The sequence below is a fragment of the Psychrobacillus sp. FSL H8-0487 genome (genome assembly GCF_038008385.1).
In the GTDB taxonomy this organism is placed as follows: domain Bacteria; phylum Bacillota; class Bacilli; order Bacillales_A; family Planococcaceae; genus Psychrobacillus; species Psychrobacillus psychrotolerans.
The window spans coordinates 2,822,699-2,846,039 of the sequence record NZ_JBBOZA010000001.1; the positions used below are offsets into that span (position 1 = coordinate 2,822,699).

Annotated in this window: 22 protein-coding genes and 1 tRNA gene; 6 read left to right on the forward strand and 17 right to left on the reverse strand. The window is 38.0% G+C overall.

Annotated features, from left to right (window positions below; all coding sequences use genetic code 11):
• Positions 1-20: 20 nt before the first annotated feature.
• The 4 genes from rnr to MHI47_RS14435 form a co-directional block, all read right to left on the reverse strand.
• Complete coding sequence (rnr, locus tag MHI47_RS14420; RefSeq protein ID WP_340763180.1) at positions 21-2,333, reverse strand: ribonuclease R; 2,313 nt, start codon at positions 2,331-2,333, stop codon at positions 21-23.
• A gap of 42 nt (positions 2,334-2,375) precedes the next feature.
• The gene (locus MHI47_RS14425; protein WP_340831282.1) at positions 2,376-3,122 is read right to left on the reverse strand and encodes an alpha/beta hydrolase; all 747 of its coding nucleotides are present in this window, start codon (positions 3,120-3,122) and stop codon (positions 2,376-2,378) included.
• A 529-nt stretch (positions 3,123-3,651) separates the two neighbouring features.
• The gene (gene secG, locus MHI47_RS14430; protein WP_090566811.1) at positions 3,652-3,879 is read right to left on the reverse strand and encodes a preprotein translocase subunit SecG; all 228 of its coding nucleotides are present in this window, start codon (positions 3,877-3,879) and stop codon (positions 3,652-3,654) included.
• 298 nt (positions 3,880-4,177) lie between these two features.
• Entirely contained in the window at positions 4,178-5,257 is a 1,080-nt protein-coding gene (locus MHI47_RS14435) for a CdaR family transcriptional regulator (protein ID WP_093537682.1), read from the reverse strand.
• A 130-nt stretch (positions 5,258-5,387) separates the two neighbouring features.
• Here MHI47_RS14435 and MHI47_RS14440 point away from each other — a divergent pair, with 130 nt between their 5' ends.
• Both MHI47_RS14440 and MHI47_RS14445 read left to right on the forward strand, forming a co-directional pair.
• The gene (locus tag MHI47_RS14440) at positions 5,388-6,518 is read left to right on the forward strand and encodes a glycerate kinase (RefSeq protein ID WP_340831284.1); all 1,131 of its coding nucleotides are present in this window, start codon (positions 5,388-5,390) and stop codon (positions 6,516-6,518) included.
• Positions 6,519-6,533: 15 nt separating this feature from the next.
• Positions 6,534-7,877: a GntP family permease gene (locus MHI47_RS14445; RefSeq protein ID WP_340831286.1), complete on the forward strand. Its 1,344-nt coding sequence runs from the start codon at positions 6,534-6,536 to the stop codon at positions 7,875-7,877.
• Between the two features lie 546 nt (positions 7,878-8,423).
• Here the strand turns inward: MHI47_RS14445 and eno are convergent.
• The 7 genes from eno to MHI47_RS14480 all read right to left on the reverse strand — a co-directional run bounded on the left by eno (position 8,424) and on the right by MHI47_RS14480 (position 16,069).
• Positions 8,424-9,719, reverse strand: coding sequence for a phosphopyruvate hydratase (eno, locus tag MHI47_RS14450; RefSeq protein ID WP_340831287.1), 1,296 nt, complete (start codon positions 9,717-9,719; stop codon positions 8,424-8,426).
• A 2-nt stretch (positions 9,720-9,721) separates the two neighbouring features.
• Positions 9,722-11,260 carry a 2,3-bisphosphoglycerate-independent phosphoglycerate mutase gene (gene gpmI, locus MHI47_RS14455; protein WP_340831288.1) on the reverse strand — a complete coding sequence of 513 codons (1,539 nt, stop codon included), beginning with the start codon at positions 11,258-11,260 and terminating at the stop codon, positions 9,722-9,724.
• Complete coding sequence (gene tpiA / locus MHI47_RS14460) at positions 11,253-12,014, reverse strand: triose-phosphate isomerase (protein ID WP_340831289.1); 762 nt, start codon at positions 12,012-12,014, stop codon at positions 11,253-11,255. Before tpiA ends, gpmI begins: the two co-directional genes overlap by 8 nt.
• Positions 12,015-12,029: 15 nt before the next feature.
• Complete coding sequence (locus MHI47_RS14465; protein WP_445678313.1) at positions 12,030-13,196, reverse strand: phosphoglycerate kinase; 1,167 nt, start codon at positions 13,194-13,196, stop codon at positions 12,030-12,032.
• 211 nt (positions 13,197-13,407) lie between these two features.
• Positions 13,408-14,415, reverse strand: a complete 1,008-nt coding sequence (gene gap / locus MHI47_RS14470; protein WP_093537675.1) for a type I glyceraldehyde-3-phosphate dehydrogenase — start codon at positions 14,413-14,415, stop codon at positions 13,408-13,410.
• A gap of 12 nt (positions 14,416-14,427) precedes the next feature.
• Entirely contained in the window at positions 14,428-15,465 is a 1,038-nt protein-coding gene (locus MHI47_RS14475) for a sugar-binding transcriptional regulator (RefSeq protein WP_093537674.1), read from the reverse strand.
• 370 nt (positions 15,466-15,835) lie between these two features.
• Complete coding sequence (locus tag MHI47_RS14480) at positions 15,836-16,069, reverse strand: glutaredoxin family protein (protein ID WP_340763193.1); 234 nt, start codon at positions 16,067-16,069, stop codon at positions 15,836-15,838.
• A 144-nt stretch (positions 16,070-16,213) separates the two neighbouring features.
• Here MHI47_RS14480 and MHI47_RS14485 point away from each other — a divergent pair, with 144 nt between their 5' ends.
• Positions 16,214-16,738 (forward strand): RNA polymerase sigma factor, encoded by a 525-nt coding sequence (locus tag MHI47_RS14485; protein ID WP_340831293.1) that lies wholly within the window; start codon positions 16,214-16,216, stop codon positions 16,736-16,738.
• Positions 16,713-17,873 carry a hypothetical protein gene (locus tag MHI47_RS14490; protein WP_340831295.1) on the forward strand — a complete coding sequence of 387 codons (1,161 nt, stop codon included), beginning with the start codon at positions 16,713-16,715 and terminating at the stop codon, positions 17,871-17,873. Before MHI47_RS14485 ends, MHI47_RS14490 begins: the two co-directional genes overlap by 26 nt.
• Positions 17,874-17,936: 63 nt before the next feature.
• Here MHI47_RS14490 and MHI47_RS14495 read toward each other — a convergent pair whose 3' ends face one another.
• Both MHI47_RS14495 and MHI47_RS14500 read right to left on the reverse strand, forming a co-directional pair.
• Entirely contained in the window at positions 17,937-18,737 is an 801-nt protein-coding gene (locus tag MHI47_RS14495) for a TPM domain-containing protein (protein ID WP_340831297.1), read from the reverse strand.
• Positions 18,737-19,315: a LemA family protein gene (locus MHI47_RS14500; RefSeq protein ID WP_340831299.1), complete on the reverse strand. Its 579-nt coding sequence runs from the start codon at positions 19,313-19,315 to the stop codon at positions 18,737-18,739. The genes MHI47_RS14495 and MHI47_RS14500 overlap by 1 nt, the downstream gene beginning before the upstream one ends.
• Before the next feature lie 296 nt (positions 19,316-19,611).
• Here MHI47_RS14500 and MHI47_RS14505 point away from each other — a divergent pair, with 296 nt between their 5' ends.
• Positions 19,612-20,550 (forward strand): catalase, encoded by a 939-nt coding sequence (locus MHI47_RS14505; protein WP_340831300.1) that lies wholly within the window; start codon positions 19,612-19,614, stop codon positions 20,548-20,550.
• 103 nt (positions 20,551-20,653) lie between these two features.
• Here the strand turns inward: MHI47_RS14505 and MHI47_RS14510 are convergent.
• Positions 20,654-20,725, reverse strand: a tRNA-Arg gene (locus MHI47_RS14510).
• 165 nt (positions 20,726-20,890) lie between these two features.
• Between MHI47_RS14510 and clpP the strand changes: the two genes are divergently transcribed.
• A complete protein-coding gene (gene clpP / locus MHI47_RS14515; RefSeq protein WP_093537667.1) occupies positions 20,891-21,487 on the forward strand; it encodes an ATP-dependent Clp endopeptidase proteolytic subunit ClpP in 597 nt (198 codons plus the stop codon).
• 60 nt (positions 21,488-21,547) lie between these two features.
• On the opposite strand, the gene MHI47_RS14520 is transcribed toward clpP, so the two are convergent.
• The 3 genes from MHI47_RS14520 to whiA all read right to left on the reverse strand — a co-directional run bounded on the left by MHI47_RS14520 (position 21,548) and on the right by whiA (position 23,319).
• Entirely contained in the window at positions 21,548-21,958 is a 411-nt protein-coding gene (locus tag MHI47_RS14520) for a hypothetical protein (RefSeq protein WP_340831301.1), read from the reverse strand.
• 144 nt (positions 21,959-22,102) lie between these two features.
• The gene (locus tag MHI47_RS14525) at positions 22,103-22,360 is read right to left on the reverse strand and encodes an HPr family phosphocarrier protein (RefSeq protein ID WP_093537665.1); all 258 of its coding nucleotides are present in this window, start codon (positions 22,358-22,360) and stop codon (positions 22,103-22,105) included.
• Between the two features lie 17 nt (positions 22,361-22,377).
• Positions 22,378-23,319: a DNA-binding protein WhiA gene (gene whiA / locus MHI47_RS14530; protein ID WP_093537664.1), complete on the reverse strand. Its 942-nt coding sequence runs from the start codon at positions 23,317-23,319 to the stop codon at positions 22,378-22,380.
• Positions 23,320-23,341 lie beyond the last annotated feature (22 nt).

The window sequence follows — 23,341 nt, forward strand, 5'->3', positions numbered from 1 at the left end:
GCGACTTAGTGATCGCTCTCTTATTTTTTCTTTGGACGTTTACGACGTTGTGATTTTTTCGCAACAGACTCGTAAAACTTCTGTTTCTGTTTTGGTCCTTTTGCTGGTCCTGGCTGTGATTTTTCTCGACTGCCTGACCCACTGCTTGCTCTTTTAGAGGCATTTATAACTTTTGGTGCTTCTCTTCTTGTACGTTGGAATGCTTTTTTCATCCCTACAATTTCGAAGTCAATCGAAGCTTCTTCTGGTTTTACGGCAGATACTCGAACCGTTACCTCGTCACCAATGCGGAATTGCTTGCCACCACGTTCTCCAATCATCGCCAATTGACGATCGTCAAAACGATAATAATCATCCGTCATATTCGTAACATGTACTAGGCCTTCAATTGTATTAGGAAGTTCGATAAACAGACCAAAGTTTGTTACAGAACTAACAATACCTTCAAATTCCTCACCAATCTTGTCAGCCATAAACTGAGCTTTTTTAAGTGCATCCGTATCACGCTCTGCATCTACAGCGCGACGTTCCCGTTTAGACGTATGCTCTGCAATATCGTCCATGATAGCTCCCCAATGATTTACGGTAGCTTGGGACACATCTTCATTTACCAAATATGTGCGTATCAAACGATGTACGATTAGATCCGGATAACGACGAATTGGTGATGTGAAGTGCGTATAAAACTCGGTTGATAAACCAAAATGTCCTAGACATTCAGAATAGTATTTCGCTTGTTGTAATGAACGTAGTAGCATTGTAGAAATAACCGGTTCTTCAGGCATTCCTTCAATGTTTTCAATAATTTCTTGTAACGCTTTTGGATGAATTTCGTTACCAGTACCTTTAACGACAATCCCGAAATTTGTTAAGAAGTTAAAGAATCGTTCTAGTTTTTCAGGCTTTGGATCTTCATGAATACGATAGATAAACGGTACGTCCATCCATTTAAAATGCTCGGCAACTGTTTCATTGGCAGCAAGCATGAACTCTTCAATCAGACGCTCTGCTACAGTACGTTCTCTTATAGCGATATCTGTTGGCCAGCCATCTTCATCTACAAGAATTTTCGCTTCTGGGAAATCGAAGTCAATTGCTCCGCGTCTTTCACGTTTCGTACGAAGAACTTCCGCAAGCTCTCCCATTAGTTCAAACATAGGGACTAAGTCTTTATAGCGTTCCATTAATGCTTCGTCTTTTTCTTCAAGAATTTTGTATACATCTGCATACGTCATTCTTTCCGTAGTACGAATAACACTTTGGAAAATTTCATGTGAAGTTACCATTCCTGAACCGTCGATAATCATTTCACAAGATAATGTTAAACGATCTACTTGAGGGTTTAACGAACAAATTCCGTTTGATAGACGATGTGGAATCATTGGAATAACACGGTCTGCTAAATAGACACTTGTTCCACGGTCATAAGCTTCACGGTCTAATGGTGACCCATCTGTTACATAATGACTTACGTCAGCGATATGTACGCCAAGTTTATATGTACCATCCGAATTTTTCGTCACGGTTACCGCATCATCTAAGTCTTTAGCATCTGCTCCGTCAATTGTAACGATTACTTCGTCACGAAGATCACGGCGATTCTCTAAATCTTTTTCATCAATTTGGTCTGGAACAGCTTCTGCTTGGTTAATCACTTCTTCTGGGAAGTCAATCGTAATACCATGCTTATAAATAATAGAAAGTATATCGACACCTGGATCATTTTTATGTCCTAAAATTTGTGTTACCATCCCGGTAGCGGACTTTCTTTCATTTGGCCATTCGGTAATTTCTACGACTACTTTATGCCCTTCAATAGCGCCTAATGTATCGCCTTTAGCGATAAACACATCCATCGGGACCTTTTTATCGTCTGGAATAACAAATCCAAAGCCTTTATTGTCCTGGAACGTTCCGACAACCTGCGTCATGCCACGTTGGGTTATTTTAATAATCGCACCTTCTTGGCGATCTCCAGATGAATCTTTGGAAACTCGTACAAGTACTTTGTCTCCGTTGACTGCTCCATTTACTTCTGTAGGTGGTATGAAAATATCATCATTTCCGCTCTCTTCTGGAGTAACGAAACCGAATCCTTTTGCATGCCCAATGAATTTCCCAGCTATTAGATTCATACGTGTAGGAATTCCATATCTATTCGATCTAGAGCGAACGACTGCACCTTGTTCCTCCATTTGGACAAGTGTTTTTACTAATTCTTTAAAATCATCTGCATCTACCAGATTAAAATGTTCTTCCAACTCTTTTGTTGTTAATGGTTTATATTCTTCTGTGTTCATAAGTTCAAGTAATTGTTCTTTCATATTTTCCATCAAACATCCCTCCTTTTTCAGCGTGTGCACTTTTGGACTGTTTTACACATTCCAATCAAGCGACTCTAAAAAGTTTAATATATCTTCGTGTAATTGTTCCTTTTCCGAGCCAAGTGTAATTACATGTCCTGAATTCTCATACCAATTTAGTTTTTTCTCAAACGATTCTGCCTGTTCATATATATAATCTGCAGAGGTAATATCGATTACCTTATCTTTTTTCCCTTGAGTTACGAGTAACGGAGCATACACATGATCTACATGCTCACGGACATTGTAAACAAACTCTCTTAGCTCAGCCAATGTCTCCATTGGTGTTTGTCGTATAGCCTCTACTTCTTCTTCTATTTGCTGTTCGGATTTTCCTTCATACTTTTTATATTCTTTTGCGTATTTTAATACACCTTCAAACATAATATCAGTTGTTCTCATCGTCATCGGGGAGCACATCGTAACAATACCTTTTACAGGTACTGTATACCCTAACTTCAGGGAGAATACTCCTCCAAGAGATAACCCAGCAACAGCAATTTCTTCATAACCTTCTGATTTTAGTCGGTCATATCCTTGCATGACATCCTTCCACCAATCCTGTGGTCCTGTTTCCAGTAACTTTTCTGGTGGAACGCCATGCCCTTTGTAATGAGGAGCTAAGGATGTATAGCCATTTTTTTCTAAAAACCGTCCAAGCATACGAACATCTGAGGAATTCCCTGTAAAACCATGAAGTAGCAATACTGCACGTTTTCCAGCTTCAAAGAAAAATGGCTTAGGAGTTGAAATTCGCATATGTAAAACCTCCATCAATATTAAGCTATATACATTATTCGCCAATACTAATTATTTCATTAATTAATGTAATATGCCCGAATAATGCCTTATATTTCATATGTAATGTAATTAATACTTAATTTAAGAATAAAACATAAATATTAAGTGGAACTCGTTGATTGAAGCATAAGGCGGCGACTCCAGCGGGAATAGCGCGAGCTGAAAGCCCCGCAGGAACGTACACAAGGGACAAAGGCTAAGTACGCCACATCGTGTGGCAACGCCTTCGTGATCTACATCCTGTAGACCCGAGGAGATTGAAGCCGTGCCCGCGGAAAGCGTCCGCCTGAAGCGGAAATCAACACTGTTCAGAGATTATTAATACCTGCTTTAAAATTAAATTGATATATGTATGAATAATTTTACTTATAAGAAAACGCCTAACCAATCAGAAGTCGGTCAGGCGGTTCGCATCTGTTTTATTATCAAAAAGGCTTAGGTGTATAATACACTCGCCAGAAAAAATCATCCTATCAATAGATTAGGATTAAAATTTAGTTACGGCAATAGTCAATATGAAAAATAGAACTGCAAGTACAATCGTTACTCTATGTAAGACTAAGTCCATACCGCGAGCTTTCTGTTTTCCAAAAAGTTGTTCAGCTCCACCAGAGATGGCTCCTGAGAGACCAGCACTTTTCCCTGATTGTAACAATACAACAACGATCAATGCGATCGCAACGATGACTAGTAAAGTCATTAATAATGCGTGCATTTATTCCACCTCCTGATAAGAACGTTCACAACATATCTAATTTTACCAAAAAACACGAACATTGACAACCTATCGGAAAAATATTTAGTTAAAAAAATCTGACTCCTCTGTATATTAGCTTGAAATTTGTTTACTCGCACTCGCATAGAATTTACTAGCCTTCCTCCATCACCCTTAAAGCTTGGATATAATCTAGGTTAAGAAACTCATAAAAAGAGATTGATCAATTGATATAAGTTATATAAAGGACTTACATAGGGCTGCCCTTCTTGTTGCCCGACTTTACTAAGTGAAATATTCAATCTTTCTTTAACCATAATGCAATTTGCAAAGTAATAGCATCCTGAAGAACGGATGGATTATAACCCGTTATTTCACATATTTTGTTTAAACGATAGGTCAAGGTATGTCTATGTATCTCTAATGTCTCCGCACATATTGCCAGCTGTTGGTTGCAGTTGAAGTACTCTTGTAATGTATAAAGTAGTTTATCATTTAATCCTTTTAACATACGATTCGTAAAGTGCTGCGCTTCAGATGACTCTCTTTTTTTGAATAAAGAATAGAGTTCTACGTCTTCAAAATACGCAATAACGTTTTTCGGGTTGCCGTATTGTAAAGCTACCTTCGCAGTTTCATAGGCGTAGTGAATACTATCCAGTGTCTCTACTACTTGTCCGACACCTAGTCGAAGAGCTTTATACTTTTTCAACTTAGGACTGAGCATCGTTAATTTCTTTTTCATTTCTTTTTCTTCCATTTCGGAAATAAGAATAAAATGTTCGTGCAGCTGATAGTGTCCTAGGATAATTGAGTCGTTTTGAAAAAAATATTCCAGGTCTTGGACAATAGTTTGATAGGCCGATGATTCTGGATTCAGTTCAATTGCCCATGCGTAAAAGGGAGGTTTAAGTGAAAAACCTAACTTTGTCATCCTTTCGAACATAACCTTTTGTATGCCGTGGTTATTCATTAGCTCCAGAAAAATCATCTCTTGCATTTTTCGTTTCCACTCTCGTTCCGATACAATTAGCGCTTGATGCACCATCATTTCTGTTGTGAGTTGTACAAGTGTTGCAATTTCTTCTATTTGTTCAGGATCTCCTGTAATGCCTATAACCCCTACCAAATCATTTTGATAGAATATAGGTAAATTTATTCCCGGCTTTGTCTTTGGATATAAATGTTTGTTCTGTTCAGTAATCCATAAAGGCTTTTTCGTTTGAGCAACTATTAAAGCTCCTTCATGAATACTTTCGATACGTAATAGGTCACCTGAAGCTAAGATCATGCCGTTTGTTTCCATAACGTTAATATTACGTTGAAGTCGCAACATTGTTTGGTCAACAATTTGTTCAGCAAGCTGTTTTGTAATCATAGTAGAACCTCCACGAAGTATAAAAACGCGCTGTTATAATACAGTAAAATTTATACATTAAGTATAACGTATTTCTTTTAAACTATCATTATAATTCTATGTAAGCGCTTTATTAATTGGAGGTATTATAGTGAAAATCGTTGTCAGTCCTGATTCTTTTAAAGGATCACTAACCGCAACAGAGGCTGGGCAAGTAATAGTTAGAAGTATAAAGGAAGTCGATTCAACAATTGAAACTGTACTACTACCTGTTGCAGATGGAGGCGAAGGAACTTTAGAGCCGCTTATCTCTGCAACAGAAGGAAAACTAGTTTTTGTGGAGGTAAATGATCCAATAGGTCGTCCTATTCGAGTAGAGTATGGAATTCTTGGAGACGGGGAAACATGCGTCATTGAGATGGCTAAAGCCTCAGGGTTAACTCTTCTATTAGACCATGAAAGAAATCCGCTTATCGCATCTACTTTTGGGACAGGTGAGTTAATCAGACATGCATTAGACAAAGGATATCGGAAATTTGTTATTGGCATTGGAGGAAGTGCTACGAATGATGGCGGCACAGGAATGCTGCGTGCTCTAGGGATGAAATTTCTTAATGAAGTTGGAGAAGAAATTTCTCAGGGTGCAGAGTCACTGCAGTCCCTTCATGAAATTGATGCAACTGAATTCGACTTGCGTATAGCAGATGCTCACTTTGTTATTGCATGCGATGTAGATAATCCTTTCATCGGGCCAAATGGAGCTACAGCTATTTTCGGACCTCAAAAAGGCGTTACACCTGAACAAGTTGAATCGCTCGATAAAAGTTTAGCAAATTTAGCAAATAAGATAGAGAATTTAACAGGAATAGCCCTTCATGATCGTCCAGGAGCAGGGGCAGCAGGCGGACTTGGAGGTGCATTTTTAGCGTTTTTTCCAGTCACATTAAAACCAGGTATTGAAGTTGTCTTGGAAGCTGTTAATTTTCATCAACAAATTGAGCACGCAGATTTTATTATTACGGGCGAGGGGAAATCAGATCTTCAAACCCTTTCTGGAAAAGCGCCAATTGGCATTGCGAGTGTGGCGAAAGCAAAGAATATCCCAGTCGTTTTAATCTCCGGGTTTATAGCGCCGGATAGTATTTTGGCATTATCTACTCACTTCGATTTATTAGTGAGCGTTACAGATGATTCTGTTTCGCAACAGGAATCGATTGAAAATGCGGAACATTATTTAGAGATTAGAACAAAAGAGACCATGTTTAAGTTATTACAAAAATAAAAAGGGGTGTATCATGTGTTACTCTTAGTCATATTAATTGGAGTCATCTTAGTTGTAGTCTTAACGGCGGTGTTCAAGCTTCACCCATTCTTAGCATTACTGATTAGTGCCTTTTTTGTAGGTATTGCTTCAGGGATGCCATTACTAACAGTAGTCGAAAATGTAAATACTGGTTTCGGTGGACTGATGACGAGTATCGGTATTGTCATTGTTGCTGGTACAATTATAGGCGTTATTTTAGAAAAATCCGGGGCTGCTTATCGTATGGCAGAAGTTGTACTTCGAGTTTTAGGGGAAAAACGTCCACAACTTGCCATGTCAATTATCGGATATATCGTGTCAATTCCTGTATTTTGTGATTCTGGATTTATTATTCTATCGAGTTTGATGAAGTCTTTAGCGAAGCGCTCCAAAGTGAAAGTTGTTTCAATGGCTGTCGCATTATCCACTGGGTTATATGCGACACATACATTAGTTCCACCAACACCAGGGCCTATAGCTGCAGCTGGTAATATCGGGGCTTCAGACTATCTAGGAACAATCATTTTAGTTGGTCTATTAGTAGCAATTCCTGCAGTTATAGTAGGTTATATTTGGGCGGTAAAAGTAGGGTCAAAAATTGATGTAGAAGCGGATCAGGAAGAGGCACTTGACTATGATGAAATTATCAAATCATTTGGTAAAATGCCATCTACATTCAAATCATTTCTTCCAATCGTTTTACCTATAGCGCTGATCAGTATTGGTTCAGTGGCGGCTTTAACAGGTAGCGAATCAGGCTTTACACATTTCTTGCAATTCTTAGGTGCACCAACTGTCGCGTTAATATTGGGCGTATTTTCATCCTTCTTATTGTTACCCGAAATCAGTGAAAAAACATTGTCTGGATGGATTGGTGATGCGTTAAAAGAAGCAGCTCCCATTCTACTAATCACAGGTGCTGGTGGATCATTCGGTACAGTTATCAAGAATTCTGGTGTTGCCGATATTTTACAAAAGATGGATTTAGGTGCTCTATCAACAGGAGCATTATTCCTATTAGTACCGTTTTTAATAGCAGCGGCACTTAAAACGGCGCAAGGTTCTTCTACAGCGGCACTTGTTATAACATCTTCGCTCATAGCTCCAATGCTTCCTACATTAGGTATTGAAGGAGCGATGCCATTAGCATTAGTGGTTATGGCTATAGGAGCAGGTGCAATGACAGTCAGCCATGTAAATGACAGCTATTTCTGGGTAGTTACACAATTTAGTGGAATGAAAGTAACAGATGCATACAAGGCACAAACAATGGCTACCTTACTACAAGGTGTTACAACAATTGTTGTCGCTATGCTCCTTTGGTTAATATTTGTATAAGTAATAAAACACCACTTCCTCCTTTTTATAAGGAATAAGTGGTGTTTCTTATTTATCTATTTAAAGGTAGTAAGTCCTCGCGAAACTTTAGGTTTTGATATCCCTGGCTTTTATAGAACGTAGAATTTTACTTTCTATTTAAGAAAAACCGGGTCTAACCCCGTGGACAGTTTTCTCTCTCTATTAACTTTGACTACTCTTATCATCTGAGCGAGAGAGAATGGTCCATCTTCTCGTGGAGAACTACTCACTTAATTGATTGGAGTGAAATGTGGCGACTCCAGTAGGAACAGCGCGAGCTGAAAGCCCCGCAGGAAAGACATTGATCAAACTTTGTTAGATCAATGTCTTTGCGACGAGTAACCGCAGGAGCATATGTTTTCGTAGTGACGAGGAGATTGAAGCCGTGCCCACGGAAAGCGTCCACATGTAACGGAGATCAGTAGTATTATTCTTTCTGTAAACCCAGTGTTCATGCTACGTTTTTTTATACTTTCTTATCCTTAAAAAAAGCAGTTAGCAACTTTCGCTAACTGCTTTGTTTCATTATTTTTTTAAGTTATAGAATGTTTCTTTGCCTAGGTATTGAGCAGTTTCATATAATTGATCTTCAATACGAAGTAATTGGTTGTATTTAGCTACACGGTCTGAACGAGATGGTGCACCAGTTTTGATTTGGCCAGCGTTTGTTGCAACTGCGATATCTGCAATTGTAACATCCTCTGATTCACCAGAACGGTGAGAGATTACTGCTGTATATCCAGCACGTTTAGCCATTTCAATAGCATCAAATGTTTCTGTCAGTGTACCGATTTGGTTTACTTTCACAAGAATAGAGTTACCTACACCTTGTTCAATACCTTGCGCTAATTTTTTCGTGTTTGTTACGAAAAGATCATCGCCAACTAATTGTATTTTTTTACCTAAACGTTCTGTTAATAATTTGTGACCAGCCCAGTCATTTTCATCTAAGCCGTCTTCGATGGAGATGATTGGGTATTTTTCACAAAGCTCTTCATACCAAGCAACCATTTCTTCTGAAGTTTTTACAACGCCTTCACCAGATAAGTGGTATTTGCCATCTTCTTTGTTAAATAACTCAGAAGCTGCAACGTCCATTGCAAGAAGTACTTCTTCACCTGGTTTATAACCAGCTTTTTCAATTGCCATCATAATGGTAGAAAGAGCTTCTTCGTTGGATTTTAAGTTAGGTGCAAATCCACCCTCGTCTCCAACTGCTGTGTTTAATCCAGCTTCTTTTAATACTGATTTTAAGCTATGGAAAATTTCAGCACCCATACGTAATGCGTGGCGGAATGATTCTGCGCCTACTGGCATTACCATAAATTCTTGGATATCTACGTTATTATCCGCATGCTCTCCACCATTTACAATATTCATCATTGGCACTGGTAGTTGTTTCGCATTGAATCCACCTAAGTATTGATAAAGCGGAATGTCTAGATAATCTGCAGCTGCATGTGCAACAGCAATTGATACGCCAAGAATAGCGTTTGCGCCTAAATTCCCTTTATTTTCAGTTCCGTCTAATTCGATCATTGCATGGTCAATTTCTACTTGATCCAATACGGAGAAGTTTTCTTCTAGTTCAGCTGCAATAATGTTGTTCACATTTTCAACTGCTTTTAAAACACCTTTGCCTTGGTATCTTGACTTGTCACCATCACGAAGTTCTACTGCTTCATATTCACCAGTAGATGCACCAGACGGAACGATTGCGCGTCCAAATCCACCGCTTTCTGTAAATACTTCTACTTCTACTGTTGGGTTTCCGCGTGAATCTAATACTTCACGTGCTTGAATTTGTGTAATAATTGGCATTTTTAACTCTCCGTTTCGATTAGTGTTTTACCTGTCATTTCAGGCGGTGTTTCTATCCCTAATAAGTGTAACATGGTTGGAGCCAAATCGGCTAAAATTCCGTCACTTCTTAGTGTTGCATTCTTCTCTGTAACAACCACCGGTACCGGATTGGTTGTATGGGCTGTCATCGGTTGCCCTTCCACCGTTGTTACTTCATCTGAATTACCATGGTCGGCAGTGATAATTGCATGACCGCCTTTAGCTAAAATTGCATCGACCACTTTACCTAAACAATCGTCTACTGCTTCTATAGCTTTAATCGTCGGCTCTAGCATTCCACTATGTCCAACCATATCAGGGTTAGCAAAATTTAAAATAATCGCATCAAATTTATCATGTGCAATTGCATCCAATAGAGCATCTGTAACTTCATAGGCGCTCATCTCGGGCTGCAAATCATATGTAGCAACCTTTGGCGAGTTGATCAGGATACGTTCTTCACCTGGGAAAGTTGCTTCTCTCCCTCCACTCATGAAGAATGTTACATGCGGATACTTCTCTGTCTCTGCAATACGTAATTGGGTTTTGCCATGCTTCGCAAGAACTTCCCCTACTGTGTTGTAAAGATCTGCTTTTTCGAATACCACATCTGCCACAACATCATCACTATAATGAGTAAATGTAACAAATTTTAAATTCGTTGGATGCTTGTCGCTTAAAGGAATACTATCAAATGATGGTGTGTTAAGAGCCATCGATAATTGAATAGCACGGTCAGGACGGAAGTTAAAGAAAATAACGGCATCGTTCGTATCAATCGTTACAGCAGGCTTTGCATCTTCTTCGATAACGAAAGGAACAACAAATTCATCCACAATATCTTCTTCATAGGATGCTAAAATACCAGCTGTCGCTGATTCTGCTGTTCTTCCTAAACCGTCTACAATAGCTTTATATGCCAGTAAGACTCTTTCCCATCTACGATCGCGATCCATCGCATAGTATCTACCACTAATAGAGGCAAACTTTCCTATGCCGATTTCCTTCATTTTCTCTTCTGTTTCTGTTACATAACCAATGGCTGTACGAGGACCTACATCGCGTCCATCTAAAAAGCCATGGACAAAAACGTCTTCTAATCCTTGTTCTTTAGCTAGCTTCAATAATGCAAATAAATGCGTATAGTGACTATGAACGCCACCATCCGAAAGTAATCCCATTAAGTGTAATTTTCCACCTGTTTGCTTTACATGGTCAATGGCAGCTAAAAGTTTAGGCTCCAAGAAAAATTCCTCTTCACGAATTGATTTGTGAATACGAGTTAGATTTTGGTATACAACTCTCCCAGCACCAATATTTAAATGACCAACTTCCGAGTTACCCATCTGGCCTTCCGGTAAGCCAACTGCTTCTCCAGACGCTGTTAAGGTTGCATTCGGAAAATTTTTCCAATATCGATCAAAATTTGGTTTGTTGGCTTGAGCGACTGCATTGCCAAAGGTTTCATGACGCAAGCCGAAACCATCTAGAATGATTAACGCTACTGGACTTTTAGGCATTTGCACCGGCCTCCAACAGTTTTACAAAAGAATCTACTTGTAAGCTTGCTCCTCCTACAAGTGCACCGTCAATATGTTCTTTAGATAAAAGCTCAACAATATTTTCAGGTTTCACACTACCACCGTACTGAATACGAACACTATTTGCCACTTCTTCCCCGTAGCCATCTAGTATCGTTTCACGAATTGCTTGGCAGACATCATTTGCATCGTCTGCAGTAGCTGTTTTCCCAGTACCAATCGCCCAAATAGGTTCATATGCAATAATAGACTGGATTAGTTGTTCCTCTGTTAACCCTTCGATTGCTGCCATCACTTGGTTAGATACGATCGTTTCTGTTTCGTTCTGCTCACGTTGCTCTAATGTTTCGCCTACACAAATGATTGGTGTCAGGTTATTTTCAAAAGCAGCTTTCGCTTTTTTATTCACCGATTCGTCTGTTTCATTGAAATATTGACGACGTTCTGAGTGACCGAGTACTACATATTCTACTCCTAGGTCTTGTAGCTGATGACCACTAACTTCACCAGTATAAGCGCCCTCTTTTTCCTCGTGCATTGTTTGTGCTCCGATAGAAACGAAAGAACCCTTTGTCGCTTCAACAAGCTGATCTAAAAATAGCGGTGGAGCGCAGATTACTGCATCAACTTTTGTGCCATCCACTTGTTGTTCTTTTAACTGAAGTGCAAATTCCTTTGCCTCCGCAAGTGTTTTATACATCTTCCAATTCCCTGCTATTACTGGTTTACGCATATGACATCTCCTCCATTACTTATCGTTTAAAGCAGAAACTCCCGGTAAATCCTTACCTTCCATAAACTCCAAGGAAGCTCCGCCACCAGTGGAAATATGGTCCATTTTCTCGCCAACATTAAACTTTTCTACAGCTGCTGCTGAATCGCCGCCTCCGATGATTGTATAGCCAACTGTTTCAGCCATTGCATGGGCCACTGCTTTTGTACCTTCTGCAAATGCATCCATTTCGAATACGCCCATCGGTCCATTCCAAATAATGAGCTTACTATTCTTAATAACATCCGCATATAATTCTCTTGTTTTTGGTCCAATATCTAATCCCATCCAGTCGGAAGGAATTGCATCAATGTCCACTACTTTAGTGTTTGCATCTTTCGAGAATTCATCTGCAACTACTACGTCTACCGGCAAATGGAAGGAAACGCCTTTTTCTTTTGCTTTTTCTAGGAAGCCTCTCGCAAGCTCCATTTTATCTTCTTCCAGTAAAGAAGTTCCAATCTCATGGCCTTGTGCTTTCGTAAATGTATACGATAAGCCTCCACCTATTAGGATATTATCTACTTTGTCCAATAAATGATCGATAACGCCAATTTTATCTTTTACTTTTGCCCCACCAATGATGGCAGTAAATGGACGCTCAGGCTCTGCTAAAGCTTTGCCTAATACATCTAACTCTTTTTGCATTAAAAGACCTGACACAGCTGGTAGTAGTTTTGCAATACCTTCCGTTGTAGCATGTGCACGATGAGCAGCACCAAAAGCATCATTGACAAAAATCTCTGCAAGCTTGGCAAAAGATTTAGCTAGCTCTGCATCGTTCTTTTCTTCACCTGCATGGAAACGGACATTTTCTAATAGAACAACATCTCCGTCATTCATTTCTAAAACTGTTTTCTCTACTGATTCGCCGATAGATTCTTCTAATTTGTTCACTGGCTTATCCAAAAGTTTTGCTAAATGTTCTCCAACTTTGGTTAAACGTAAATCTTCCTTCACTTCACCTTTAGGTCGTCCCATATGGCTTGCTAGAATTACTTTCGCACCCTGTTCGATTAAATAATTGATCGTTGGTAATGCTGCACGAATTCTAGTATCATCCGTGATAATCCCATCTTCCATTGGTACGTTGAAGTCTACACGACAAAATACACGTTTTCCTTGTAAAGCTACATCGCTCATTGTTTGTTTTACCTTCATGAGATAAGCCTCCTTCTATGTTATGAAAAGCACAGGCGCCGATAAAAGCACCTCATTCATCTATTATGTTAAAAAAAGGAGCTAGGGGTAATCCCTGGCTCCTTTACCCTCTTTCATTATAGAGGTTATTTTATCGATTCGCCACGTAAAATCACATTCATATTATGTGTATTTCCTTGTCAAAACGAAAATCTTATAGTCCTTTTTTAGCCATAAGTAATGCAAGGTCGATACAACGTGCAGAATATCCTGATTCGTTGTCATACCAAGCTAATACTTTTACTAAGTTATCTCCAAGTACCATTGTAGAAAGACCATCTACTGTAGAGGAAGCTGTATTTCCGTTATAGTCTCTTGAAACTAAAGGAAGCTCGTTATAATCCATAATTCCTTTTAAATCACTTTCAGAAGCTGATTTAAGCGCTGCATTTAACTCTTCTGCTGTAACATTTTTATCTAATTCTGCAACAAAGTCTACGATTGAAACGTTTGGTGTTGGTACACGAACTGCCATACCATCTAATTTCCCTTTCAACTCAGGAAGTACTTTAGCTACTGCTGCTGCTGCTCCTGTTGTTGTAGGAATCATTGATTCTGCTGCTGCACGAGCACGACGGTAATCGCTATGCGGTAAGTCTAAAATACGTTGATCGTTTGTATAAGAATGTATTGTTGTCATCATTCCACGTTTGATACCAAATTGATCTTGTAATACTTTAGCAATTGGTGATAAACAGTTAGTAGTACAAGATGCATTTGAAATAACATGATCAGTAGCTGGATTGTATTGATCAGCATTTACACCCATAACGAATGTAGGCATATCATCTTTAGCTGGTTGTGATAAAATTACTTTTTTAGCTCCAGCTTCAATATGCTTGCTAGCTTTTTCTGTTGTGCTGAAAATACCAGTACACTCAATTACGATATCTACTTGTTCTTCTTTCCAAGGTAGAGCTGAAGGATCTTTTTCTGCGAACACGCGAATGTTTTTGCCATTTACTACAAGGTAATCTCCTTCAGAAGATACGTCTGCATTGAAAATACCGTGAACTGAATCATATTTCAATAAATGAGCAAGCATTGCAGCATCCGTTAAGTCATTGATTGCTACTACTTCTAAGTCTTTTTGTTCTAAAGCTTCTCTGAATACTTTACGTCCGATACGTCCAAAACCATTAATCGCTAATTTTACTGTCATTTTAAATTCCTCCTAGTTGTTTTGTTCCATTATTCTCATCATTTCTTGTGCTGCACCTTCATCGGTTACTAGAACCGTTTGAGCTGGTGCTTGTTTAAAATATGAAAGTAGAGCATTTGCTTTTTTAGTTCCTCCAGCTACTGCTAGAAGATGCTCCATATTTTCTAATTGCTTAAGTTGAACGCCAATCGTGCGAATTCTGTGTACTGCTTCCCCTTGGCTATTAAAGTAATAACCAAAAGCCTCACTCACCGCGCCAATTTCTTCCAAGCGTTGTATTTCCTCTAAACTTGAATTTCTTCGGCGGGCCATCTCAAGTGCATCCCCAATACCATGAATAATGATGTTCGTGCGTTCATATAAATCCACCATTTCTTTTATAAATGGCTCTTTTTTCATCGTAGAGTATGCTTCCTCACTCAAGCTATCTGGCATATATAATGTTCGGTATGAACCATTCATTTTATTTGCAAATAGGGAAGCAATTGTATTGGCTTGGAGCCTAACATCCTTACCAACTCCACCTCTTGCGGCTATAAATAATAGTCGCTTCCACTTGTCCGTTTGATGAACATAATTTGAAATGGAAGCAATCGTTGTACCACCAGTAACAGCAATGATGAACTCATCCGATAGAATACTTTCCAAATATTTAGCTGCTTCTTGAGACTGAAGCAAAGCAGTATTTGTATTAGTATCTACATTTCCCGGAACAATTATCACTTCTTTTATATTTAAATAACTTGCAAGCGATTTTTCGAGTTGTAATCTACCTGACCATTCTCGAACAACTTCTTTCAGCTCTATCAATAAATCATTTCCGCTAGAAGTTATACTAGCGCCATCTCTTGATATTTCTATGAAGCCTTTATTGCGCAAAAAGTCCAATTCTTTTCTAGTTTCTCGTTCAGACAATCCTAGAATGTCACCGATCACTCTACGACCATAACCAGGAGACAATTGAATCGTTTGAAGTATTTGATATCTTTTTTGTAGCAAGATGCTCATCTCAGGCATTAACTTTAACTGAGCCTGTAATAATGAATCCATTTTTCACATCCCAACCACATGTGACGTTTTTGTCCCACGGTTACTATTTTTGTCCCATGCACTTAAAAAAATTTAATTTCTAAATTAAGCTTACAATACTATATTCCCAATAGCAAGAATTTGAAACCTATTTCTACACAAATTTATCCAGAAATTTTTCCAAAACATACTTATAGCTGCTTTCATGCGCTTCTACTACTTTATATTGCGAATGGGTGTTCATAGGTTGCGATTACGGATTACTATATTGCGATTTAGAAGTTGGTTGTTGCGATTATGCCTCGCTATGTTGCGAATTAGAAGTTGGTTGTTGCGATTATGCCTCGCTATGTTGCGAATTAGAAGTTGGTTGTTTCGATTGCCTAGAAAATTATCTAAGCAACGCTTCCAATATAGTTGCGTAATCTACTTGTCCATATTGAATTATCTTATCTTCCAACTCGATCACCGGAATCATCAGCATATATTTTTCATGCAGTGTATCATCTTCTTCAATATTTACTTCTTTTATGTCAAAAGCTACGTCTTCTCTTACTAACTTCAACATAAGCCTAGCATCATCACATAAATGACAGCCTGGTCTTGTGTAAAAATGTACAATCATCTATATCATCCCTTTTAATAATCATTTCATTCATTTTATTATAATCTTTTTAATAAATAAAATCGCTCATAACAGTTTAAAAGGAAAATAAAAGCGATACTTTTAAACTCACCGTTCGTCTATAGCTATAAGGGAGGTCAGAGGATGGAAATAGAACAGCTATATAAAGAATACAGCGACAAGGTTTATAGCTTTATATACTTTCTTGTTCGCCACAAGGAATGTGCGGAAGATCTCACCCAAGAGACATTTTATAAAGCATATAAAGGACTTGGCACCTTTAACCAAGAAGCTTCCACTTCTACTTGGCTATTAAAAATTGCCCGTAATGTTACTTATGACTATTTTCGAAGGAAAAGGGTCGTACAATTTTTCTCCCTCGAGAAAGAACATGATATAGAAAATAAGGAATTATCGCCCGAATGTAGTTATGAGAAAAAAGAACAGCTTGCTAGAATGTATAACTCCCTGTATACCCTAAAAAATGACTACCAAGAAGTCTTACTCTTACGCAAAATACAAGAGTGTTCCATTCAAGAGACCGCTTATATACTTGGTTGGACAGAAGCTAAAGTAAAGATGAAAATGACACGAGCACTTGAGGCACTGAAAAAGGAGTTTCATCAGGAAGGAGGTCACCCAAATGGATCCATCAAAAGAATTCGATAAGCTGTTGGCAGAAATGAAACATGTAGAGCGGTCAGAAGAAGCAAAAAGAAATACCTGGTTAGCATTAAAAGGAAAAGTGGAAACAAAAAGAAAACGCCCTATTATTCCCGCTTTTATTTCATTGGCTATAATCGCAATCGCTTCTTTTCTAATTTTCACTTATATAAACCCCTCCGAAACAGAGCAATCGTCTCAAGCTATCGATAACGAAAAAATTATTCGAGCGGTGTTAGAGAGAGAATATAATGGACCAGATATGGAGCTTGCTCGCTTACAAGAAGAATGGTGGTACCTCCAAAGTTTAACGGAAACGAAGAACCAAGAAGAGTACGACCAACTTCTACAATCAAAGAAATACACAGATTTAATGGATTATTATTCAACTATTTATGGTGAATATTTTACTGAGAACATGTTAAAAAATGCAATTGCATCGAATTTGATTTTCAAATATAACTATAGTCTTATAGAGAACAGCATCGAAGTGCATTTAGAAAATGTCAAAGTAGTACAGGAAAAAGAGCATCCAAATATCTATCGTCCCATTATCGAAGTCTCCCTAACTAATAACGAAGGTCAGAAAGTTTTCCATACATTGAAAGAAGAATTTATCTTTTCTACATCTGAGCCTGGAAAAATAGGGAGTTATAATGGCGTGAGGGATGGTGGAGGCATAGAACTTCAAGAGAAAATTGAAAACTTCCCTGCATATGTGGAAGATAATCAGGATGTTAGAACACCTCTTATTGATATTTCCTTCGATACGCTTTGCTTTAATACTCGTAAGAATGTCCAAGGTGAGAAAGTAGAATTTGAATCGGGTTGTACTTCGGACAAGAATAAGATAAATAATATTATGGAAAACTTTGATGACCTTCCTATAAAAGCTGCAACTGAACAAGAAAGTACGGAGAGGTCGGCAGCTCTTCCTCAAATCGATAATTATCAAATTTACTTAACAAATGCTGCAGATAAAGGAAATACGTTGTATACAATTACCATATTCGATGATGGGGTGCTAATGTTCGCAACAGGTGCTGACTTTGGAAACCTTGGCGATATCACTATAGAATCTCATGTTGAGATGTATGAGAAAGTCAGGCTGATTTTAGAGGAATTCGCTGAAAACGAATAAAAAAACCAACAATTTGTTGGTTTTTTCTAGTTTATATCTTATTTAAGAAACTTGCTTTAATATTTACCACTTACGACCTGCTCCTCCACCACCTGAGCTACCGCCGCCAAAACCTCCAAAGCCACCACCGGAACTTCTTCCGCCTCCGCCGAAGCCTACGAAGCTTCTACCACTAATACCTCGTCTTCTACCAGAACTGGAACTACCTCCGCCTCCAGACATTAAACTAACAATTATATATATGACAATCACACCTACAATAATTGTTCTAATCGTGGATCCACCGCCATCTGTAGAGCCTACAAGAGGAGAAGGACCTTTGGGACTTGTTAACTCGCCGTCCCAACCGTATTCAGTAGCTACCTGATTATATAATAGCTGATAAGTCGAAAGAATAGCACCTGGTACATCCCCACTCTCTAAGTAAGGAAAGGTGTAATCATCTAAAATTCTACCAATCTTACCATCCGGTAAAGCTCCCTCTAAACCGTAGCCGACCCCAATGTATACATCACGGCCTTCTACTTTATCAGGATCCATTTCCAAGATAAAAAGTACACCATTATCCTTCTCTTCATCCCCTATACCATAGCCTCGCATTACATCTACAGCATATGTCGCTACATCCTGACCTTCTAAAGACTCTACTGTCATTACAACGATTTGCGAACCAGTAGCATTTTCTAGGTTTTGTCCAAGCCTTTCAATTTCTTGTTCTTGCTCTTCTGTTAGAACGTCATAGAAGTCTTGCACATATAATTCACCTGGTAAAGGCTTCGGATAATTAGATTCTGCAAAAGTTAATAATGGGAAGAGGAATGTAAGGAGAAGTGCAAATGTGATAGCATATGCACTTTTCTTCATCACTCTCCATCTCCTTCAAAATCGACTACGGGCGCTTCTTCCGCTCCCTCAGCTGATTTAAAGTATTCTTTCTCATCGAAGCCAAACATAGACGCTACAATACTACCAGGCATCCGTTTTACTTTTTTATTGTAATCCGAAACAACTGTATTATAATCTTGTCTTGCTAAAGATAGTCTGTTTTCTGTACCTGAAAGTTCATCCATTAATTGTCTAAAGTTTGCATCAGCCTTTAGTTCCGGGTAATTCTCCACAACAACTAATAATCGGCTCAAAGCACCCGATAATTCATCATTTGCCTCAGCTTGTTCCTCAGGTGAACCCGCTCCTGCCAATCTTGATCGTGCATCTGCGATATTTCCAAGCACTTCTTCTTCATGTGCTGCAAAACCTTTAACGGTACTAACTAAGTTCGGTATTAAATCCATTCTACGTTGCAATTGGTTTTCAACTTGCGCATACGCATTATTTACGTTTTCTTCTTTGTCTACAAATCCGTTATAACTTCCCATAAATATCCCTGCGATTATCGCAATAATTACAACGACTATAATAATGGGCACTAATAATTTTTTCAACTCGCTCACCTCTTCAATAATTATAGTATTATTGTACCTTTAATTCGAAAATACAAAACCTATTATCATTTACGGACCAAATATATATAAGTTTCATCTTATCCTTATATAGAAGTAACTAGATTGGATGACTTTTCCGTTTCTCCAGTAAACATATTTTAGATATAAATCAGCTTAGCTAACCATTTCATACTATATTTACATATTTTTAGTACTTCATTGTTTAGGTAATTTATTCAGTGGTAATGATTAATAAATGAAATCTTTCTTTTCATTCAAAAAAACGAGGTGATTGGATGAGTAATTCACTACCGCAAAATGCCGTTAATACATTAGAACAACTTCAAGGTAAATTTCCTGGTTATCGACGTGCCCATGCAAAAGGCGAATTTTATGAAGCCACTTTTATTCCAAACGGAAATGCGATTCCATATACGACGGCACCCCATCTTCAACAAGAACCAGTAGCTGCTACCGTTCGTTTTTCCAATAGTCCACCAGACCCCTCTGCAGCAGATTTTTTATCTCCAGCTAAAGGAATGGCTATCCATTTCCATCAGCCAGATGGTTCTATTAGTCATCAAGTGTGTACAACAGTTCCAATGTTCGTCACAAAAGACCCTAAAACCTTTATAGATATGCTGAAAATTTTAGGCTCTCATAAAACGGGTATTCACTCCGTAGATTTAGGTTTAGGAGTGGCTAAGCTTCTGACAACCTTTCCAGAGCATAAGAATACATTGCTCACTCTTAAGGAACAGCTAAAGCAACCTCCGATTAGCTATGCGGCTTTAAACTACTACCCTATTCATGCATTCTATTTAGTTAATGCTGAAGGTAAAAGACAATCTATAAAATACGAATGGCATCCTTTAAAAGATGAAAAATCCCCTTCTATCTTGGAGAACATTCATTTATCGAAGAATTATTTACACGAGGACTTAGAGAAGCGAGTAGAAAAAGGCTCTGTCGGATTTGAGCTCTATATTCGAATAGGGGAAGATACAGATCCTACCGATGACCCTACCGATAAATGGCCATCTGATAGACAAAAGATATTAGTAGGGCGTTTAACAATAAATAAAAAGGTACTCCCTACTGAAAGTCTATTGTTTGACCCTACAATAGTTGGAGAAGGTATCGACCTTTCCGAAGATCCGATTCTTCATTTTAGACATGATGCTTATGCAGTTTCCTTTGATAGAAGAAATAAAGAGGACGAAAAAACACCCTAAACAATACAAACCCAAGTATTTTTAAACTAATAAAAACCCTCCGTTTATATAGAAAATAAACGGAGGATTGAAATATCTTATGTATAACTATGTTGAAATAATATGCCCTCGGCGAGGATCGAACTCACATTACAAGCTTCGGAGGCTTGTGTGTTATCCATTACACTACAAGGGCAAGCGACTTATCTATTATACAAATAGAAGGCATATAATTCAAGCAAACATTTCAAAGCTTAACATTTGACCTTCCTTGACCATTATGTGTATGATAAAGTTACAACTGAGGGAACTTTTCTCAGTAACTAAATAATTTAACCCACCTTTGAAGGAGGAAATCAGGATGAATTTAATTCCTACTGTTATTGAACAAACTAATCGTGGAGAGCGTGCATATGACATCTACTCTCGATTATTAAAAGACCGTATCATTATGCTTGGAAGTGCTATTGATGACAACGTTTCAAACTCAATCGTTGCACAATTATTATTCCTAGAAGCAGAAGATCCAGAAAAAGATATCTCTATCTACATCAATAGCCCAGGCGGAAGTATTACTGCTGGTATGGCAATCTATGATACAATGCAGTTCATCAAACCTGATGTACAAACAATTTGTATCGGTATGGCTGCTTCTATGGGAGCATTCCTACTTACTGCTGGAACAAAAGGGAAACGTTATGCGCTTCCTAACGCAGAAGTAATGATTCACCAACCACTTGGTGGAGCACAAGGGCAAGCAACTGAAATCGAAATTGCTGCAAAACGCATTTTACATTTACGCGATAAGTTAAACAAAATTATTTCTGAACGTACTGGTCAACCAATCGAAGTCATTGCAAAAGACACAGATCGTGATAACTTCATGACTGCTGAACGTGCTAAAGAATATGGCTTAATCGATCATATTATCGATCGTAGCGAAATGAAAAAAGCATAATCTATCCACTAAAATCCCAAAGGAATTTATTCCTTTGGGATTTTTTAAAAAGAAATTTCCTCACCTCAATAAAAAATCAATTTCTCTTATCAGCTCATGATTATTTTTTATTTTATATCCTCTACTACTTTTATGCGGAAATACAATTACATTTTCCTCAACAAATATATATATTTGGTCATTCGGATTTGATGTTGACACTATCCTGTATTCTGCCTTAAGTGGATCAAATGATTTCTCCAGTATTGATAGTTTCTGTCCTTTTAGTAATTCTTTCATTTCTTGCTGCTTTTCTAATGATGTATTGGTTTCTGTAAAATTTGTCTTATTTATTTCCTCTATCCTTAAAATAGTATTACTACTAAAAAACTCATCCGTTAATGCATTTTCTATTAGGGTACTTTTGGATAATTGAATACTTGCTAAAACGATTAAGCATAAAAAGAACCCTAAGATGAAATTCTTTTTCAAACAGTCACCACCTATCTTATTTACTAAGATACCGTTAAATAGTTATGGAGCAACTACTTTCCTAACTTCTTGAGTTTTATAATGCCTTATTTTCCTCAAAAAAAATAGCCCTTTCGTCTAAATGACTAATGAGGCCGTTCGTTTTTATGATTCACTCGAGATGAAGTTAGCTAAAGCTTCTACTGCTTCCTCTGCATCGGAACCGTCTGCACTTAAGCCTACTTTTGTTCCTTTGCTGATCGCTAAACTCATAATTCCCATAATACTTTTTGCATTCACTTTTTTAGTATCTTTTTCTAAATAGACATCTGCAATATAACGATTTGCTTCTTGTACAAAAAGTGCAGCCTGCCTTGCTTGAAGTCCTGAAGATAATTTTACTTCCACCTGCTGTTCTGCCATAGTCTACTCCCCATTTCTTAAATTGTCTCTCCATTACGAAGCGCATTTGCTATTTCATCTATTTTTCGCAATCGGTGATTAACACCTGATTTACTCACATCGCCTGAGGAAACCATCTCACCTAGTTCTTTAAGTGTAACATCTTGATACTCTACACGTAACCTAGCTATTTCACGAAGTTTTTCAGGTAACCGATCTAATCCGATAGAATTTTCGATAAAACGTATATTGTCCACTTGGCGAATGGCTGCACTAATTGTTTTATTCAGATTGGCCGTTTCGCAATTTACTAGTCGGTTTACACTATTTCGCATATCTCGAATTATTCGAACGTCTTCAAATTTTAGTAATGCTCTATGAGCACCCGCAATACTTAAAAAATCGGATATCTTTTCTGCTTCTTTTAAATAGGCGACAAACCCTTTTTTTCGTTCAATTGTTTTCGCATTTAGTTCATATCCGTTCATCAAATCTACTAGTGCATCACTATGTGTTTTATAGGAAGAATAAATCTCTAAATGATAAGAAGAAGTTTCCGGATTATTTACTGATCCTCCTGCTAAAAAGGCACCTCTAAGATAAGCACGCTTACAGCAATTTTTTGAGACAAGATCTTTGGAGATAGAATATTCAAATTGAAAGCCGTCTTTTAGAATTTGAAGATCTTCTAGCAGACTTTTTGCCCCATCTCTAATACGACAAATATAAATATTATTCTTTTTCAACCTCATTTTTTTTCGAACGAGCAATTCTACTTGATATGGATATAACGATTTTATCAACGTATATAGTCTTCTAGCAATAGCTGCATTTTCTGTTTGTACATCTAAGCTTAACATTTTGTTGCTAAAAGAGAGAGATCCATTCATGCGTATAAGCGCTGATAGCTCTGCCCGTGCACAGCAAGGTTCTGATTCTTCCTGGGTCATCTCTTTTTTTGTTTCAGAAGCAAACGACATTTCCGTTTCCCCCTTTCTCCTG